Annotated in this window: 20 protein-coding genes; 14 read left to right on the plus strand and 6 right to left on the minus strand. The window is 62.4% G+C overall.

The window, feature by feature from the left end; genetic code table 11:
• Positions 1–177: 177 nt before the first annotated feature.
• Positions 178–2,028, plus strand: a complete 1,851-nt coding sequence (dsbD, locus tag AUL31_RS16540; RefSeq protein WP_012092690.1) for a protein-disulfide reductase DsbD — start codon at positions 178–180, stop codon at positions 2,026–2,028.
• A gap of 1 nt (position 2,029) precedes the next feature.
• Complete coding sequence (locus AUL31_RS16545; RefSeq protein ID WP_012092689.1) at positions 2,030–2,830, plus strand: TlpA disulfide reductase family protein; 801 nt, start codon at positions 2,030–2,032, stop codon at positions 2,828–2,830.
• A 131-nt stretch (positions 2,831–2,961) separates the two neighbouring features.
• Here the strand turns inward: AUL31_RS16545 and AUL31_RS16550 are convergent, their stop codons facing one another.
• The 3 genes from AUL31_RS16550 to AUL31_RS16560 are packed head-to-tail and all read right to left on the minus strand — an operon-like array spanning position 2,962 to position 4,549.
• Positions 2,962–3,465: a DUF305 domain-containing protein gene (locus tag AUL31_RS16550; protein WP_012092688.1), complete on the minus strand. Its 504-nt coding sequence runs from the start codon at positions 3,463–3,465 to the stop codon at positions 2,962–2,964.
• Positions 3,466–3,487: 22 nt separating this feature from the next.
• Positions 3,488–4,255 (minus strand): glutaredoxin family protein, encoded by a 768-nt coding sequence (locus tag AUL31_RS16555; protein WP_012092687.1) that lies wholly within the window; start codon positions 4,253–4,255, stop codon positions 3,488–3,490.
• An 18-nt stretch (positions 4,256–4,273) separates the two neighbouring features.
• A complete protein-coding gene (locus AUL31_RS16560; RefSeq protein ID WP_028034411.1) occupies positions 4,274–4,549 on the minus strand; it encodes a metal-sensitive transcriptional regulator in 276 nt (91 codons plus the stop codon).
• Between the two features lie 178 nt (positions 4,550–4,727).
• On the opposite strand from AUL31_RS16560, the gene AUL31_RS16565 reads away from it, so the two are divergent.
• Entirely contained in the window at positions 4,728–4,904 is a 177-nt protein-coding gene (locus AUL31_RS16565; RefSeq protein ID WP_156122387.1) for a hypothetical protein, read from the plus strand.
• Between the two features lie 104 nt (positions 4,905–5,008).
• Here the strand turns inward: AUL31_RS16565 and copM are convergent, their stop codons facing one another.
• Both copM and AUL31_RS16575 read right to left on the minus strand, forming a co-directional pair.
• Complete coding sequence (gene copM, locus AUL31_RS16570) at positions 5,009–5,413, minus strand: CopM family metallochaperone (protein WP_012092685.1); 405 nt, start codon at positions 5,411–5,413, stop codon at positions 5,009–5,011.
• A 14-nt stretch (positions 5,414–5,427) separates the two neighbouring features.
• A complete protein-coding gene (locus AUL31_RS16575) occupies positions 5,428–5,622 on the minus strand; it encodes a heavy-metal-associated domain-containing protein (RefSeq protein ID WP_012092684.1) in 195 nt (64 codons plus the stop codon).
• 159 nt (positions 5,623–5,781) lie between these two features.
• Here AUL31_RS16575 and AUL31_RS16580 point away from each other — a divergent pair, with 159 nt between their 5' ends.
• Genes AUL31_RS16580 through AUL31_RS16600 form a run of 5 tightly spaced genes read left to right on the plus strand, consistent with a single transcriptional unit; the run spans position 5,782 to position 10,428 of the window.
• Positions 5,782–8,340 carry a heavy metal translocating P-type ATPase gene (locus AUL31_RS16580; protein WP_028034409.1) on the plus strand — a complete coding sequence of 853 codons (2,559 nt, stop codon included), beginning with the start codon at positions 5,782–5,784 and terminating at the stop codon, positions 8,338–8,340.
• Positions 8,341–8,392: 52 nt separating this feature from the next.
• A complete protein-coding gene (locus AUL31_RS16585; protein ID WP_012092682.1) occupies positions 8,393–8,656 on the plus strand; it encodes a glutaredoxin family protein in 264 nt (87 codons plus the stop codon).
• A gap of 55 nt (positions 8,657–8,711) precedes the next feature.
• On the plus strand, positions 8,712–9,683 hold the full coding sequence (locus AUL31_RS16590) for a 2Fe-2S iron-sulfur cluster-binding protein (RefSeq protein WP_409359981.1): 972 nt from the start codon (positions 8,712–8,714) through the stop codon (positions 9,681–9,683).
• A gap of 20 nt (positions 9,684–9,703) precedes the next feature.
• Positions 9,704–10,219, plus strand: coding sequence for a Cu(I)-responsive transcriptional regulator (gene cueR / locus AUL31_RS16595; RefSeq protein WP_012092680.1), 516 nt, complete (start codon positions 9,704–9,706; stop codon positions 10,217–10,219).
• A 2-nt stretch (positions 10,220–10,221) separates the two neighbouring features.
• Positions 10,222–10,428 carry a hypothetical protein gene (locus tag AUL31_RS16600; RefSeq protein ID WP_028034408.1) on the plus strand — a complete coding sequence of 69 codons (207 nt, stop codon included), beginning with the start codon at positions 10,222–10,224 and terminating at the stop codon, positions 10,426–10,428.
• A 106-nt stretch (positions 10,429–10,534) separates the two neighbouring features.
• Here AUL31_RS16600 and AUL31_RS16605 read toward each other — a convergent pair whose 3' ends face one another.
• Positions 10,535–10,996 (minus strand): c-type cytochrome, encoded by a 462-nt coding sequence (locus tag AUL31_RS16605; protein WP_028034407.1) that lies wholly within the window; start codon positions 10,994–10,996, stop codon positions 10,535–10,537.
• On the opposite strand from AUL31_RS16605, the gene AUL31_RS20075 reads away from it, so the two are divergent.
• From AUL31_RS20075 to AUL31_RS20395, 6 genes are all read left to right on the plus strand, one after another.
• Positions 10,995–11,471, plus strand: coding sequence for a hypothetical protein (locus tag AUL31_RS20075; RefSeq protein ID WP_197057541.1), 477 nt, complete (start codon positions 10,995–10,997; stop codon positions 11,469–11,471). The genes AUL31_RS16605 and AUL31_RS20075 overlap by 2 nt on opposite strands.
• 73 nt (positions 11,472–11,544) lie before the next feature.
• Entirely contained in the window at positions 11,545–13,053 is a 1,509-nt protein-coding gene (locus tag AUL31_RS16610) for a multicopper oxidase family protein (protein ID WP_012092678.1), read from the plus strand.
• Positions 13,054–13,116: 63 nt separating this feature from the next.
• Positions 13,117–14,088, plus strand: a complete 972-nt coding sequence (locus AUL31_RS16615; protein WP_012092677.1) for a cation diffusion facilitator family transporter — start codon at positions 13,117–13,119, stop codon at positions 14,086–14,088.
• A gap of 105 nt (positions 14,089–14,193) precedes the next feature.
• A complete protein-coding gene (locus AUL31_RS16620) occupies positions 14,194–16,581 on the plus strand; it encodes a heavy metal translocating P-type ATPase (protein ID WP_012092676.1) in 2,388 nt (795 codons plus the stop codon).
• Between the two features lie 300 nt (positions 16,582–16,881).
• Positions 16,882–17,370 carry a DUF411 domain-containing protein gene (locus AUL31_RS16625; protein WP_012092675.1) on the plus strand — a complete coding sequence of 163 codons (489 nt, stop codon included), beginning with the start codon at positions 16,882–16,884 and terminating at the stop codon, positions 17,368–17,370.
• 178 nt (positions 17,371–17,548) lie between these two features.
• Complete coding sequence (locus tag AUL31_RS20395; protein WP_028034404.1) at positions 17,549–17,959, plus strand: hypothetical protein; 411 nt, start codon at positions 17,549–17,551, stop codon at positions 17,957–17,959.
• Positions 17,960–17,966 lie beyond the last annotated feature (7 nt).

Here is a 17,966-nt window from a genome sequence, read left to right on the forward strand (position 1 = left end):
CGAAGCCAACCGCCGCGACGCCGAGATCACCGCCTTGCTTCAGCGCAATAACGCGCAGGCCGAGGGGCTCGGTCTGCGTGGCACGCCCGTGTTTCTGATCGGTCGGTTTCTCGTCGCCTCCGCCCTCGACGAGGACGGCTTCCGCCAGGTTGTCGCAGACGCTCGCGAAGCGTCTTGATGCATCCCGATCGCGATCATCCGAGTAATTTCATGTCCTCAATGCCCATACTCCGCCTCCTTGCTGGCCTGTTCTTCGTCTTCCTGTCGCTGCCCGCCGCGGCGCAACAGGAGGATCTCCTGCAAGCCGAGGAAGCCTTCCGTTTCTCGGTTGAGCGGAATGCGGATCAGCAGATCCAACTCCGGTGGGAAATCGAGGAAGGCTATTACCTCTATCGCGATCATCTGGAAGCGAAGGATGCCGCGACCGGCGAGCCGATCCCGCTGTCGACTGGACCGGGCGTCGTGGAGACAGAGGATGCCAACTTCGGTCCTTCGGAGGTCTATTATCTTGAAGCGGTGGCACGTCTCGGCACTGAAGCGCCCGGGCAGGTCGCAGTCACCTATCAGGGCTGCAAGAAGGATTCGATCTGCTATCCGCCGCTGACCCTGACGGTCAACACGGCAAACCTTCAGGTTTCCGAACCCGTTGTCGGCTTTGGCATAGGTCCAACTCCGGCCGCCCCTGCCGGAGGGACGGGAAACGGCGGCTTCAGCCTGGCTGAGGACACGCAGGACGGCGGCATGGTCGGCTCGCTTCTCGCCAGCGGCGGTGCGATCTGGGTGATCGTGAGTTTCCTCGCCTTCGGGCTGTTGCTCGCCTTCACGCCCTGCGTGCTGCCCATGTATCCGATCCTGAGCGCGACCCTGGCGCGCGAGGGCGAGGCATTGACGGCCCGGCGCGGCTTCATCCTGTCTTTGGCCTATGTGCTGGCAATGGCCGCAGCGTTTGGCCTGCTTGGCGTGGTTGCCGCGTGGTCCGGCCAAAACCTCCAGATGGTGCTGCAATCGCCCTACGCCATTGGCGCCGTCGCAGCGCTGTTCGTCGTGCTGGCGACGGCGATGTTCGGCCTGTTCGAACTGCAACTGCCGACCACCTGGGTCAGCCGGATGGCAGGGGTACAGGCCGGCACGCGCGGCTCGGTGGGCGGAGCCGCCGGAATGGGCTTCCTTTCCGCGCTGATCGTCGGTCCCTGCGTCACCGCGCCGCTCGCCGCGGCACTTCTCTATATCGCACATACGGGCGATGCCTGGATCGGCGCGAGTGCGCTGTTTGCCCTCGGGCTCGGCCAAGGCATTCCGCTGATCGCCTTTGGCACGATGGGGAGCCGCGCTCTGCCGCGTGCGGGGGCGTGGATGGTGCAGGTCAAATACGCGTTCGGCTTCGTCTTTCTCGGCGCGGCGATCTGGATGGTCTCCCGAATCCTGCCGCCGCAAGTGACGCTGGCGCTTTGGGCGGGCCTCCTCTTGATTGTTGCGGTCTTCATCGGCGTCGCTGATCGGCTCCTGGCCGATGCGGGTGCCTGGCCACGTTTCCGCAAAGCCGCCGGACTTGGGGTTTCCCTCGGCGGCGTCATCCTGGCGATCGGGGCGGCGTCGGGCGGGACCGACCCGCTACGTCCGCTCGCCCACTTCGTCATGACCGGTTCGGGCCAGCAGATCGCCCAGTCCGAGATGACATTCATCGAGGCAAACTCGACGCCGCAGGTCGAGCAAGCGATTGCCTCTGCCAACGGACGTCCGACATTGGTCTATTTCACGGCCGACTGGTGCGTCATCTGCAAGACGATCGAACGCGACGTCTTTTCGAGCACGGAAATCGTTGCCGCACTGAACGACTTCCAGCGTGTCAAGGTGGATCTGACCGGACTGGATGAGGCCAGTCAGGGTCTGATGCGCGATCTTGCTGTGGTCGGCCCACCGACCATGATCTTCTTCAACCGAAATGCCTCGGAGGCAAACGGCTCCCGCCTCATCGGCGATGTGACAACCGATACGTTGCTGACATCGGTCTCTCAGGCGAGGCAGTGAGATGAACGCAGTCGCCATCGGGCCTTTCGTCTTCGCACCCGACCGCTTCGCCGCGATCCTCGCCATCGCCGCCTTTCTCCTGCTGAGCGAGATCCTCGCCCGCAAGGTCGATCAGCGCTTTTCGTCCTGGGCCTGGGGCGCGACCGTCGCTTTCGTGGTCGGCGCGCGCGTCGGGCACGTCATCCAGCACGCGAGCAGTTTCCTCGCCGAGCCGCTGCGCGTATTCTACATGTGGCAGGGCGGCTTCATGATCGAAGCCGGCATTGCGCTGGCGTTCGCCTACACGTTCTTTCGCTTCCGGCGCGAATTGCGGCTCACATTGTGGACGGCCCTGCCGAGCGCCGCTGCGGCCTATGTCGCGTTCTTCGTACTGCAGCTCAGCGCCGGCGTGCCGGCGACACCGCTGCCGACCGGAGACATCTACCGCACGCTGGCCGGAGAACGGTTCAATCCAAGTGAACTCGAAGGTCAACCTGTGGTCATCAACCTGTGGGCGACGTGGTGCCCGCCCTGCCGCCGTGAAATGCCGATGATGGCGGACGTTGCCGCAAATACGGACGCTGCCGAACTTGTCTTCGTCAACCAAGGTGAAGGCCAGGAGATCATTCAGCGCTACCTCACAGCCGAGAATCTTGAGCTTGAGCATGTGGTGCTCGACGGACTCGGTGAGTTCGGTCGTCATTACGAGGTACCGGGCCTGCCGGCTACGTTGTTCCTCAAGAGCGACGGGACGCTGCAATCGGTACACATGGGCGAGATCTCAAGAGAAGCCCTCGTGAGCGGCATTCAAGGTCTCGAATAGCCGCCGCAGGTCCGGCACGGCTGGCTTTTGCTGACGACCGTGACGAAGCTGCGACCATCCTCATGATGTTTTGTCATGCAATCCTCATTGAGCCTGCCATTCTCGGACGCTATTGGGCAAGGCAACAGGTCTTAGGGCCTTTGATCGAGACGAGCCTTAATTGTCTCCATCTGCTCGATCTCGCTGCGCTGGGCTGCGATGATTTCTTCGCAAAGCGTCAGCAATTCAGCATCGCGCAGGTCTGCTTCCCGGCACATGAGGATCGCGCCCGAGTGGTGCGGGATCATCGAATCGATGAACTGCCCGTCACCGATCAGGGTTTGGCTTCGTGTGGCTGCGAATGAGGCGATCGTCAAGACGAGGAAGACGGCGTAGAGGGTGATATTGAGCCCTTTTCGCGGAAACATGCCGGGCATCGTTGCCAGCATGAAGATGCCCATCGGCGCCCACATGGTCACGGCCATGTAGAACATGTTGAGATTGTTTCGGAAATCTTGAAATCCGTCGATCATCGAGAACATGACGACGTACATGACGATCAGGCCGAGCGCCATGTTGATCCAGAACATCAGGTAGGGACGTCCTTCGCCGTGATCGGCGTGTTCGTGCTTGCCATTATGGGACGATTGGGTCATCTCGTGGCTCCTTGGTTTTCGCTTAATGTCCGAGACCGATGCCCATGGGCTTGAGTAGCATCCAGATCGCCATTCCGACCATCATCAGGTTCTCCGTCAGCGAGACGAAGCCGAGCGGAACGTTGCTGTCACCGCCAACGCAGGCGCATTTGAGTTCGCGCTTGTCGATATAGACCGCCTTGAAGACCGATACGGCTCCGACAGTGCCGATGAAGAGGGCAACGGGGATCGACAGCCACATCAGCGCGCCGGCCATCATCAGGATGCCCGCCAGCGCTTCGGCGAACGGATAGACGTAGGAGTAGCGCACCCAGCGCTGGGCGAACAGATCGTAGTTGAGGAACATGGTAGCGAAGCTTTCCACGTCCTTGAGCTTCTGCAGGGCGAGCAGACACATGGCGATGGCAATGAACCATTCTGCCGCCGCAACGGTCGCAAGGGTACCGAACGCGGCCCAACTCGTCGCTAGCGCCATCAACGCAGCCATCGCGAACAACGCGATCACCGGCGTATAGGTGGTGGCGTCCTTGTCCTTTACCTCCTTGCCGAAGAAGGCGAGAAGATCGTCGTAGCCGCCGATGCGATTGCCGCCGATAAAGGTCTGCGGTGTGGTGTCGACGCCGTGCGTTTTCTTGAAAGCATCGATCTCGGCGCGCGACGTCAGCTCATGATCGTTGACCTCGTAGCCCTGCCGTTTCAGGAGGTCGAGCGATTTGAGACCGTAGGGACAGGTATGTTCGTGGGTCACCATCCTGTGCAGGTCGGCGCGTTTTGCGGTGGAAGTGGCCATGTCGTCAGTCCTTCGATTTCAGAGTTTTGCTTTTGCGAACACCTCGACCAACTCGCTGAATTTGCGGCGTTGCGCGTCCGCATCACCTGCCGCTATCGCTTCCTCGACACAGCAAGCGGCGTGGGTCTTGAGGATTTCGGTCTCGACCTTGGCCAGCGCCGCCTTGATGGCGTGGATCTGATGCAGGATATCGATGCAGTAACGGTCATCGGCCACCATCTGGCTGACCCCTCGCACCTGTCCTTCGATTCGCTTGAGCCTCGCGCGGAGGGCTTTGTTGTCCTTCTGGCACATGGCCGTAAAATACCCCGTATGGGTATATTTAAGGTTCGAGAGCCATCTTGGTTCCCTCCGATCAAAAAATCTCGCCGGCGCTTTCTGTCTGCTTTGCACCATTGTCGCGATCATCAGTGGGGTTGACCTTCCAATGGTTGGAACCCTCATCTTGGAGGGCCAAACGAAGGAGATGGACATGAAGATCAGAGCCGAGAATCTGATCGCCGCAGTTGGAGAGCTTCGGGTCGGGTTGCTTGCGGTCAGGGATCTGGCCGATACGCTGTTATCCCTGGTCGAGGCCCGCGGACGCATCACCATTTTCGAAACAGGGTTCCAGACGTGGTTCAGCGTCCACGCGAGCCGTTTGCCTTGACCGAAGGCGCACCGATGGGGCGCTTGTCGCCTTCGCGGTGGCAACCGTCCTCGTGCTGATGACCGGCAAAGGAAAAGGGCGGAATTGATCCGCCCTTCACCGTCTCATTGGCTGCGCTTGGCCAGCCATTCCTGCATCTGCGCGATTTCCGCCTCCTGGGCGGAGATGACCTCCTCAGCAAGTGCTCGCACCTCGGGGTCTGATCCGTGTTCGAGAACGACACGAGCCATGTCGATGGCGCCCTGGTGATGGGGGATCATGCCGCGCATGAAATCCTCATCCGCATCGCCCGTAAACTCGATCGCCATATCGGCATGCATCTTGTCGTTGACTTGCTGGTAGGCGCGAATGACAGGGTTATCCGAAGGCGCGGTGGCGCCGTGTCCGGCATGTTCGCCGTGATTCATGGTCGCTCCTTGGCCTTGCTCGTCCATCTGAGACTGTGCGTAGGCGAGTCCGCCAGCAATGACGAACGCGCCGGCAATGAAGATCGGGGTGAGCTTGTTCATGACACAGCTCCTGGTCAGTTTACAGTTGCAGGATAGCCGGCTTCTTCGAGAACCTGCTGAATAGCCCCCGCACTAGCAGTCGTCTCAACCTTGACCGCCCGCGCCTCCGGATTCGTCTCCACCCTGGCGGTGGGGTCGACTGACTGGATCGCCTTGGTGACGGATTTTGCGCAGCCACCGCAGGTCATGTTCTCGATTCTGAGTTCCATGAGAATTCTCCTTGTTTGGTCTCACGTTGCCAAATGTGGGGCTTCCAACCATGGGAAGGTCAATGGCGATTTTTCTCTGTTTGTCCTCTTGACCTTCCCATGGTTGGAAATCCCATCTTCTGTCCGAACTGGAATTTCGGGACAAAAAAGGAGGCGGCTATGAATGCCCCCGTTCGAGCAACAGACCTGTCTGGAACGATATCACTCCCCATTGAGGGGATGACCTGTGCATCCTGCGTAGGTCGTGTCGAAAGAGCCCTCAAGGCCGTGCCTGGCGTCGCCGATGCGGTCGTCAATCTGGCGACCGAAAAGGCGAGCATCACCACGAACGCTGCGGTCGATCCTGCCACTCTCGTCAAGGCCGTGGAGGATGTAGGCTATGAGGTTGCGGCAAGCTTCTCCGCGCCGACGGCAGCCTCGCTTGAAGTGGCGATCGAGGGCATGACCTGCGCATCCTGCGTGGGACGCGTCGAAAAGGCGCTCAAGGCCGTACCCGGCGTCACTAATGCCGTCGTCAACCTCGCGACCGAGAAGGCCACGATCCAGGGCAGCGCCGATGCGGCGGCTTTGGTGGCTGCCATCGAGGGCGCGGGATACGACGCCAGGGTGATCGCCACGGCGGCAGGAACCAGCCAGGGCGAGACGGATGATCGTACCGAAAAGAAGGAAGCGGAACGTCGTGAACTGACCCGCGATTTCACCATCGCGGCGGTGCTGACGGTGCCTGTCTTCATCCTGGAGATGGGCTCACACGTCATTCCGGGCATGCATGACCTGATCGCTTCAACCATCGGCATGCAGACGAACTGGTATATCCAGTTCGTGTTGACGACCATCGTCCTGTTCGTTCCGGGTATCCGCTTTTACGACAAGGGGCTGCCCGCCCTGTGGCGGCTCGCCCCCGACATGAACTCGCTGGTCGCGGTCGGCACGCTCGCCGCCTATGGCTATTCGCTGGTCGCGACCTTCGCGCCCGGTTTCCTGCCTGCCGGAACGGTGAACGTCTATTTCGAGGCTGCCGCCGTCATCGTGACGCTGATCCTGCTCGGCCGTTTGCTGGAGGCTCGTGCCAAGGGACGCACCTCCGAGGCGATCAAGCGTCTCGTCGGCCTTCAGGCCAAGATGGCGCGCGTGCGCAGGGACGGCAAGACGATCGAACTGCCGATCGACGCCGTGCTGTCGGGAGACATCGTCGAGGTTCGTCCCGGCGATCGCATCCCGGTGGATGGCGAGGTCATCGAAGGCCAGAGCTATGTCGACGAATCGATGATCACGGGCGAACCGATCCCGGTGTCCAAAACGAATGGCAGCGAGGTCGTGGCCGGAACGGTGAACCAGAAGGGCGCCTTTGCCATCCGTGCGACGGCGGTCGGCGGCAACACGGTGCTGTCGCAGATCATCCGCATGGTCGAGGAAGCGCAAGGCTCAAAGCTACCGATCCAGGCGCTGGTCGACAAGGTCACGATGTATTTTGTGCCGGCGGTGTTTGCGGTAGCGATCCTCACCTTCGCCGCATGGATGTGGTTCGGCCCGTCGCCCGCGCTGACCTTCGCTCTGGTCAATGCCGTCGCCGTCCTGATCATCGCCTGCCCCTGCGCCATGGGTCTGGCGACGCCGACCTCGATCATGGTGGGCACGGGCCGCGGTGCGGAACTGGGCGTGCTCTTCCGCAAGGGCGAAGCGTTGCAGCTGCTCAAGGACGCCAGGGTCGTCGCCGTCGACAAGACGGGCACACTGACCGAAGGCAAGCCTGCGCTCACCGATCTGGAACTGGCCATCGGATTCAACCGGGCAAATGTCCTCGGTTTGGTTGCGGCCGTCGAAGCGAAGTCGGAGCATCCGATCGCCCGTGCGATCGTGGATGCGGCCGCCGGGGAGGACATCCCGCTGCCGGCCGTGTCGGACTTCGAGTCGGTGACGGGTTTCGGCGTCAAGGCCATGGTCGGCGGCAGCCAAGTCGAGATTGGCGCTGACCGCTACATGGCAGACCTCGGCCACGACGTAGCTGCCTTCGCCAAGATTGCCGAACGTCTCGGCAATGAGGGCAAGTCACCGCTCTATGCCGCCATCGACGGCAAGCTCGCGGCGATTATCGCCGTGGCCGATCCGATCAAGGAGACGACGCCCGCAGCGATCAAGGCGCTGCACGATCTCGGCCTCAAGGTCGCGATGATCACCGGCGACAATGCCCGCACGGCAAAAGCCATCGCGGCTCGGCTGGGGATCGACGAGGTGGTGGCGGAAGTGCTGCCGGACGGCAAGGTCGACGCTGTACGCCGCCTCAAAGCCCAGCATGGCAAGGTCGCTTTCGTCGGCGATGGCATCAACGACGCTCCGGCGCTGGCCGAAGCGGATGTGGGCCTTGCCATCGGCACGGGTACGGACATTGCCATCGAGGCAGCCGACGTGGTGCTGATGTCGGGCAGCCTGCAAGGCGTGCCGAACGCGATCGCACTGTCCAAGGCGACGATCGGCAACATCCGGCAGAACCTGTTCTGGGCCTTTGCCTACAACACGGCTCTGATCCCCGTTGCCGCCGGTCTGCTCTATCCGGCCTACGGCATCCTGCTGTCGCCGGTCTTTGCCGCCGGCGCGATGGCCCTGTCGAGCGTCTTCGTCCTCGGCAACGCGCTGAGGCTCAAGACCTTCCGCGCGCCCGCGCAGGCGGAAAGCGGCGCAGTCCGGCCCCGTCAGCCTGAACTTGCGCCTGCGGAATGAGAAACAGGCGAGCCTGCTTCGGCAGGCTCGCCACATGTAAAGGAATGAAGCGATGACCAATACGGGAACTCCGTCAGTGGTGCTGTATACCACGCCAACCTGCCCCGATTGCCATGCCGTCAAGCGATGGCTTGCTGACCAGGGTGTCCCATTCGAAGAGCGTGACCTGTCAGATCCGCAGATCGCCGAAGAGGCGAAAGCGCGGACCGGCGTGCGCGTTGCCCCGATCACGATTGTCAACGAACAGGTCTTCTATGGCACCTTTGCTGACCAGAAACCTCGTCTGGCGGAAGCCCTGTCATCGGGCGCCGCCTGAGGGAGATTGTCATGGGAAGACAAATCGAAATTCGGCAGGCGGGCGCATCATCGACGTGCCGGATGGCCGAACCATTCTGGAGAGAGCGCTAGAAGAAGGGATCGCATATCCTCATGGATGCCGTTCGGGCCGCTGCGGCTCGTGCAAGTCCCGACTGGTCAGCGGCGAGGTCGATCTTCTGCCGCACACGCGCTTTGCCCTGACGGACGATGAGCGGTCTCAGGGACTGATCCTTGCATGCCGCGCGCAGCCGCTCACGGATTGCACGGTCGCATGGCTCGATGAGGAGGAAGAACAGCTTGATCTTCCCGTCCGCACCTATCGCACGCGGGTTGTCGCGATCGATGACGCAACCCACGACATCCGGCAAATCAGGCTGGAGGTCGAAACGGGAGAGGCCGTCGCGTTCAAGGCGGGCCAGTATGCGCAGGTGACGTTCGATGGCGTTCCGGCGCGCGACTATTCGATGGCGAACCAGCCGGGTCGAGACCATCTCGAATTCCACATCAGGCATGTGCCCGGTGGAGCGACGAGCGAACACGTCGCCAGGTCACTCAAGGTCGGCGACGAGGTTTCGGTTCGCGGGCCGCTCGGCAGTTCGTTTCTGCGCGAACAGCATACGGGTCCAATTCTGGCGGTCGCCGGCGGATCGGGACTGGCGCCGATCAAGTCGATTGTCGAAACGGCGCTGGCAAGCGGCCTGCGGCAGCCGATCCATCTCTATTTCGGGGCACGGACGGAACGTGATCTCTATCTCGTCGATCATTTCAGTCTTCTGGCGAGCACCTACGACAACCTCACCTTCATGCCCGTGCTTTCGGAGGTGAGCCGATCCGATCACTTCCGAACCGGCCTGGTAACGGATGCGATCGTGAGTGACGTGCAGGACCTCAATGGCTGGAAGGCATATATGGCCGGACCGCCTGCCATGATCGATGCTTCCGGCATCATGCTTCGCGAACTGGGCTTGCGCGGCGAGGACATACATGCGGACGTGTTTTTTACGCCCGAAGAAGCGCCTACATAAGTCGAAGAAAGGAACCAGCGATGAACATCGGTAAAGCAGCGGCGGCATCAGGCGTCTCGGCGAAGATGATCCGCTACTACGAATCGATCGGATTGATCGCGGAAGCGTCGCGGACGGATAGCGGATACCGGGATTACTCCGATAAGGACGTGCATACGTTGCGTTTTATCAGGCGTGCGCGCGATCTCGGTTTCTCGGTCGAGAAAATGACGGAACTGCTTGCGCTCTGGCGAGACCGAGACCGGGCGAGCGCGGACGTCAAGCGCGTGGCGCTCGAGCATGTCGAAGAACTTGAACGGAAGGCGCGTGAACTCAGGGAGATGAGCATGACGCTCAAGCACCTTGCCGAGAACTGCCGGGGCAATGCCCGGCCGGACTGCCCGATCATCGATGAGTTGGCGACGACTGATGACCCTGAGACCAGCCCCACACACACCCGCGATCGTTCCGGCGCGACAGGGAACAGGTTCGAGCACACGAGGCCCGTCGTGTCGGCGAAGGCGGAAAGAAGCGGTCACGGTGCCAGGGAGCAATAGCCATGACGCTTGCCGGCGAAATCCTGCACCTGTTCAAACGGGCATGTTCGGACGGCGACATGGAAGTTGCCGAGAAGCTATTGCAGGCTCTTGAACTGATTGATGCGCGAGGGCTCGGCGTCGCAGCTTCGCACAAGCCGTTGTCTCAAGCTTATCTGGCTATCGGAGAACTTCCTGTGCCTCCGAAAAAATGTCAGCGGCATCACTAGGACATCATCCGTTCAATGAGGCCCAAGGATGGATGAGCCGGAAACGGGACGGGTCAATGCCGACTTCGCAGGTCAACAACTGCCCGCGTAGGCGGGACTCCGAAACTCAGCGGCGGCGGGAGACCTCCTCCTGATATCCGCGCTCTCGTTCCGGCCAAGTACTCTTAATAAAAGCGAGGACAGCCCGGATCTCGCCGTCGCTCAGGGCATCGGCAAAACCAGGCATGTCGCTCTCATAGCTCCCTCCGACGATGGCCGCTGTACCCTCCTTGACGATGCGGAACAGCATCTCATCGGCATGGTGCCAGGTGTGGCCGCTCTCGTCGTGCGGCGGTGCGGGCAGCCGACCGGAGGGAGGCGGCGAGCGCCAGTCCGGCTGCCCTTCGAGATTCGCACCGTGGCAAGACGCGCATTGATCCGCATAGACTTGTCGGCCCTGCTCGACGACCTCCGCTGATGCCGCAGCGATGGATTCGGAACGGGCGTAATGCCACCCAGCCAATGTCGCCACGATCGCACCTGCGAGGAGCGACCCTGCCCAGAATGTATTTAGGAGCTTCTTTCGCATGGCACGCATGTTCAGTAACGAGGAATTGCAACGCACGAGATGGCAAGGAGGATTTGCCAGTGGTGCGACACCATTTGCAATAGACATTCCGGTGAGTAGTACCTATCGTTCCAGTATGTTTGCGCGCGTTGTCTCCATGCTTGCCATAATCGGCGTCGCCGTCATGACGATGGCATTCTCCGCGCACGCGGCACGAATGAGCATACCGCCGGAACAGGCTGTGCATGTGGGCGAGATTACAAACTCTGCAGCCGGCATTGAGCCTGCATGCACCAGCAAACACTGCGGATCGGCAGACATGGATGCGGGAACCTGTGAACTGGTTTGTGCAGGTTTTTCAATCTTTCTCGTATCACCGAGCGGTGGTTCTGGAAACCAATACACGTCAACCGCCTATGTTCTGCCGCCTGATGCCAGCATTCCCGGTCGGGCGCTCGGACTGAACGAACGCCCTCCGAAGATCCGTCTCCTCTGATCGCGCCCGGGCATTCGGCCCGCGGCCTTCCGACAGCTTTGAGGAACGGGACTGCGGTCCCGAGGAGACGACCATGAATACCCTTTCACGACGCGGCTTTCTCGCCGCTGGCGCGGCCATGCTGGCCTACGCTCAGGTGCCCCGGATGGCGGCAGCGCAGGACGCCACGCCGCTATCGCTTCGCGCCGCCAGCCGCACGCTCGACATCGACGGACGCGCCGCCACTGTCTGGGGCCTTGCCGGGCCATCCGGACAGGGCCTGACACTCGATCCCGGCATGCCGTTCCGGGTGGATCTAACGAACGAACTCGACACCGCCACACTGATCCACTGGCACGGCCAGATCCCGCCCAATGCGCAGGATGGCGTGCCCGACATGCCCTTGCCGATGCTCGCCCCCGGCGAGACTCGCGCCTATGACTTCGCACCGCTGCCCGGCACCTATTGGATGCACGCGCATGTTCCGCTGCACGAGATGCGCCTTCTGGCCGCGCCCCTGATCGTGCGCAGCGCCGAGGATGTCGCCGCTGACCGGCAGGAGGTGGTACTGTTTCTGCATGATTTCTCATTCAAGGCACCCGAAGAGGTGATGGCGGAGATCAAGTCCGGCCATGGTGCCACGGGCAATCACGGAAGCGGCACAGGCACAGGCACGGGCGGAATGTCAGGTATGAACCACGGCGCGATGGGAAACATGCCGATGACTGGCATGGATCACGGCGCCAAGGGCGGCATGATGGGAATGGGGACCATGGACGGCATGACGATGGACCTCAACGACTACGACTGGGACGCCTATCTTGCCAATGATCGTACGCTCTCGGACCCGGAAGTGGTGCAGGTCGAGCGCGGCGGGCGTATCCGCCTGCGGGTCATCAACGCCGCTGCGGCGACGGTGTTCTGGCTCGACACCGGCGAAGCGCAGGCCCGGCTCGTCGCGGTTGATGGCCATGCCGTTCAGCCGCTCTCCGGCACGAGGTTCGGTCTGGCCATGGGCCAACGGCTCGACCTTGAGATCGACCTGCCTTCGGAGGGCGGTGCCTGGCCGATCCTCGCGCTGCGAGAAGGCGCGCGGGAGCGCACCGGTCTGATCCTTGCCACTCCGGGCGCCGAGATACGGCACATTGATGCTTTGGCAGAGACCGAAGCACCGGCCTTTGACACCGACCTTGCGCAGGAGACGCGCCTGATCGCTTCCGAATCCTTGCCGGAGCGGCCGGTGGACCGCAGCCACATGGTGATGCTGGGCGGCTCGATGCAGCCCTATGTGTGGACGATCAACGGTGCCGTCTGGGGCCAGCATCGCCCGGTTACCGCGAGGCGCGGCGAACGGATCGTGCTGTCCTTCCACAATATGTCGATGATGGGTCACCCGATGCATCTCCACGGCCATGTGTTCCAGGTCGTCGGGCTGAATGGACGTGCGGTCACGGGCGCGCAGCGGGACACGGTGTATGTGCCGCCGATGTCGATGGTCGACGTGGCACTCGATGCCGGAGAAGCCGCGCGCTGGATGCTGCATTGCCATCACATGCCGCATCTTGAAACAGGCATGATGACCGAATTCGCGGTCAGCGCATAGGCAGCGTGCTGGCAGGAGGACGCCGGCACCGGCGTCCTCCTGTGCAACAAGGAGGTGAACCCTATGTCAATGTCTCACGGCGGTCATGCCGGCCACATGCCGGCGAGTGGTGATCGCAAAGCGCTCGTCATTTCGGGCTGGCTTACCGGCCTTTACTTCATCGTGGAACTCGGGATCGGCATCTGGACGGGCTCAGTCGCCGTCATGTCGGATGCCTTCCACACCTTCTCGGCCGTGGGCGGCGTGCTCATTGCGCTGGTCGCCATGCGTCTGGGTGAGCGAAAATCCAGCCCCTCGCGCACCTTCGGCTACATTCGGGCGGAGATCCTGGGGGCCCTCTTCAACGGCCTCTTCCTCGTCGCCATGGCTCTCTACGTGCTGTGGATGGGCGCGATGCGCCTCATGGAGCCCATCGAACTGGCCACGACGCCGATGTTGATCGCCGCAGCGGGCGGCATCGCCACCGAGCTTGTCGCGCTCTGGCTCATGTACGAGCGCCAGAAGGACAACCTGAATATGCGGGGTGCGTATTGGCACATCCTGCAGACCTTCGTCGGCAGCTTCCTCATCATCGTCTCGGCGCTGGTGATCCGATTCACGGGCTTTGTGGCCATCGATCCGCTGCTTGGCATGGCCTTCGGACTGCTGCTGCTCTGGGCTTCCTGGGGTATTATGCGCGAGGCATTGCACATCCTGCTGCAAGGCACGCCCGAAGACCTCGACTTGGAGGCCGCCATCGAGGCCATACGGCAGCTAGAGGGGGTTACCGACGTGCACCACGTCCATGCCTGGAGTCTGACATCCGGGCGCAATGTATTCTCAAGCCACGTCTGCGTTGGGGACTTTCAGGAAGGCGAACGGGTGCTGCGACAAGCAAGCAATCTCCTGCGCGAGCGTTTCAACATCTACTTCTCGACGTTGCAGATCGAGGAATACTGCCTCGACGGCGAGGACTCTGCGGCCGAGATTGACATCATGCAGTCTCAGACGGGGCAAGAACGGACCAGCATCGGAAAGATCCACGACAATCACTGATTGGCAGGAACCCCGGATTCCGATCACCTCTTGACCTTCCAACGGTTGGAAGGCGCAGAATAGGCGAAGAGCAAGCTTAGGATAAGACGCCGAGGAGGCGTGAAAATGGCCAGCAAGACCGAACACGATCACCAGAATCAGAGTCACGCTCATTCCGCCCAAGGTCATGCGCATGATCACGGGGCCGTCGCGCAGGACGACACGCACAAGGTCAAGGACCCGGTCTGCGGCATGATTGTCGATCCCCACACGGCCCAGCACAAGGCCGAGCATGCGGGCCGGCCCTATTATTTCTGCTCGGCCGGGTGCCGCGCGAAGTTCCTGGCCGAGCCCGAAAGCTATCTCGATCCGGCGGCGGCGGAGGTAGTACCGATTCTCGAGGGGACGGTCTATACCTGCCCGATGCATCCTGAGATCCGGCAGGACGGCCCCGGATCATGCCCGATCTGCGGCATGGCGCTGGAGCCGGTACTGGTCAGCCTTGAGGCCGAGCCCAATGTCGAACTGATCGACATGACACGCCGCTTCTGGATCGGCCTCGTTCTGGCGATCCCGGTGTTCATTCTCGAGATGGGCGGGCATCTGTTCGGGCTGACTCATGCCATCGGGCAGCAGGTCTCGAACTGGCTGCAACTGATCCTCGCAACGCCGGTCGTTCTCTGGGCGGGCTGGCCGTTCTTCCAGCGTGGCTGGCAGTCGCTCGTCAACCGCAGCCTCAACATGTTTACACTGATCGCCATGGGCACGGGAACGGCGTGGATATACAGCGTCGTCGCCACGCTGGCGCCGGGCATCTTCCCAGATGCATTCCGCCAGCATGACGGCTCGGTCGCGGTCTATTTCGAGGCGGCCGCGGTCATCACTGTGCTCGTGCTGCTCGGGCAGGTGTTGGAATTGCGGGCGCGCGAGAGCACCAGCGGCGCGATCCGGGCGCTGCTCGACCTCGCCCCCAAGACCGCCCGGATCATTCGTGACGACGGCACCGAGGAGGAGGTTCAACTCGACACCGTTCGGGTCGGCGACCGCCTGCGGGTGCGTCCCGGCGAGAAGGTGCCGGTCGATGGCGAAGTTCTGGAAGGACGCAGCGCCGTCGATGAATCGATGGTGACTGGCGAGTCGATGCCGGTCACCAAGGAGGTCGGCGCCACCGCCATCGGCGGCACCATGAACCAGTCCGGCGCGCTGGTGATCGAGGCGAAGAAGGTCGGCCGCGACACCATGCTGTCGCAGATCGTCCAGCTCGTCGCCGAGGCGCAGCGTAGTCGCGCGCCGATCCAGCGCCTCGCCGATCAGGTGTCGGGCTGGTTCGTGCCGGCGGTGATCGTGGTCGCAATCCTTGCCTTCATAACCTGGTCGATCTGGGGTCCGGAGCCGCGCTTCTCCTTCGGTCTGATCGCGGCGGTTTCCGTGCTGATCATCGCCTGTCCCTGTGCGCTCGGGCTGGCAACGCCGATGTCGATCATGGTCGGCGTCGGGCGTGGCGCACAGGCGGGCGTGCTGATCAAGAACGCCGAGGCGCTGGAGCATATGGAGAAGGTCGATACCATCATAGTCGACAAGACCGGTACGCTGACCGAGGGACGACCCGCCGTCACCGCAATCGTGCCGGCGCCGGGGTTCACCGAGGACGAGGCTTTGCGGCTTGCCGCCAGCGTGGAGCGGGCCAGCGAGCATCCGCTGGCGCTGGCCATCGTTCGCGCTGCCGAGGAGCGGGGGATCGTGACCGCACCGGTCGCGGATTTCGACTCGCCGACCGGCAAAGGCGCCTACGGCACGGTCGAAGGCAAGCGCATTCCCCTTGGAAATGCCAAGTTCCTAGCCGAGCAAGGCGTTGATGTCGCCCCACTGGCGGATGAGGCCGACCGGCTGCGCGAGGACGGGGCAACCGCGATCTTCATGGGAGTGGACAACCGCATCGCTGCCATCTTCGCCATCGCCGATCCGGTCAAGCCCTCGACGCCCGAGGCGCTTGCCGCGCTGAAGGCGCAGGGAATCCGCGTTGTCATGCTTACGGGTGATAACTGGACCACGGCCAAGGCGGTCGCCCGCCGGCTCGGCATCGACGAGGTCGAGGCCGAGGTCCTGCCCGACCAGAAAAGCGCGGTCGTGCAGCGTCACAAGGCGGCAGGCGAGGTGGTGGCGATGGCAGGCGACGGCGTGAACGACGCACCGGCGCTGGCGGCGGCCGATGTGGGCATCGCCATGGGCACCGGTACCGATGTGGCAATGGAAAGCGCAGGCGTCACATTGCTCAAGGGCGATCTCACGGGCATCGTCCGCGCGCGCCGGCTCTCGGAGGCTGTCATGCGCAACATCCGCCAGAACCTATTCTTCGCCTTCATTTACAACGCGCTCGGCGTGCCGGTGGCGGCCGGGGTGCTCTACCCGTTCTTCGACATCCTGCTGTCGCCGATCATCGCGGCCGCCGCCATGGCGCTGTCGTCGGTGAGCGTCATCGCGAACGCCTCCCGGCTGCGGGTCACGAGATTGTAGGAGGCTGACGTGGGCGAAGGTCCTCCATCTGGAAAAATTGGTGACGATGGTGGCGCCAACAGCCCGGATACCGTCCCATCCTTGCGCTAAGTCAAAGTCTGCGGCGAAGGGGGCCGCTATGAGTATCTTTGCGACGGAAGGGCAGAACAGGCCATGATGCAATGTCATGATGTCGGGCGGGATGATGTGGGGCATCGTTCTTCTGGTGCTCGTGCTCCTTACCGCCGCCGCTTTGATCAAATACGTATTTTTCCGGTGATCCAGCTTTGACGAAGTTGCGGCCCAGATGGAGGAACTGAGATGCAAACCATCCATATGATCAGCAGGCGCTCCTTCCTCGCCAGCGCCACCGCGTTCCCCCTCCTGCTCTCAACGGCGGGAACGGTTCGCTCGGCAGGACTGCCTCTGGTGACCGTCACCAAGGATACGAATTGCGGGTGCTGCGGCGCATGGGTCGAGCATATCGAGGCGGCCGGCTTCCCGGTGAGCGTCGTGGAATCGAGCGAGGTCGAAAGCCTCAAGCAGCGGCTCGGCGTCCCGGCGGCGTTGTACTCCTGCCATACGGCCGAAGTGGACGGCTATGTCATCGAAGGACATGTGCCGGCCGCCGCGCTTCGCCGCCTCCTGGCCGCGCGCCCGCTCGCGACAGGGCTTGCGGTTCCCGGAATGCCCGCCGGCTCCCCCGGCATGGACTTTCCCGGCGTGGTCCCCGAGCCATACGAGGTGTTCCTGTTCGGCCCTTCCGTCCAGAAAACCTTCGGGCGTTTCCGCGGCGCGCGGGAGATCTGAGTGGAACGGTGCTCATGATCCATCCGGTCGCCATCAGTCCGATCCAGAACCGGGCCTGCGGGGCAGACCCTGCCTTTGTCAGGAGCTCTGGTTGCCTGGGCTCGGATACTGACGGCCGCAAGGATGTCATCTGGTGCGTGGCAACTCTCCATCCCGACCTCGACAAAGAAGCCAAGCCATGAGCAGGAGCTCGACTGCGGCTTTCGGATCGAAAGGCGACTGGCTCCGCCAGTTCCTGACAGGCCTGCTGCTGCTTGCGTTCAGCGCTTTTGTTTTCCTGGCAGCGGCGCATGCCAGCCCGGGCACACACGGCTCGTATCAGGATCAGACCGTTGCGGGTGCACAGCATGAGGCCCATTCGAATTACTCCGACGACCGAAGCAAGGCTGCGGACGAACGATGCTGTCACACTGAAACGGCGCCGGACCGCGATTGCGGCCAGCTCTGCACCATTGTTGCCCTGCTACCCGAGGCGCCGCCTGTGATGCCATCCTCGGACGGCGAGCCATTGCTCGGTTTCCAGGCCAGCGATCTGGGCCGAAATCCTTCAGTCCTCCTGACACCACCGCGTCTGACCGCCCCTGCGTAGTGAACGC

It is taken from the genome of Aureimonas altamirensis, from assembly GCF_001463885.1.
GTDB classification, from domain to species: Bacteria; Pseudomonadota; Alphaproteobacteria; order Rhizobiales; family Rhizobiaceae; genus Aureimonas; species Aureimonas altamirensis.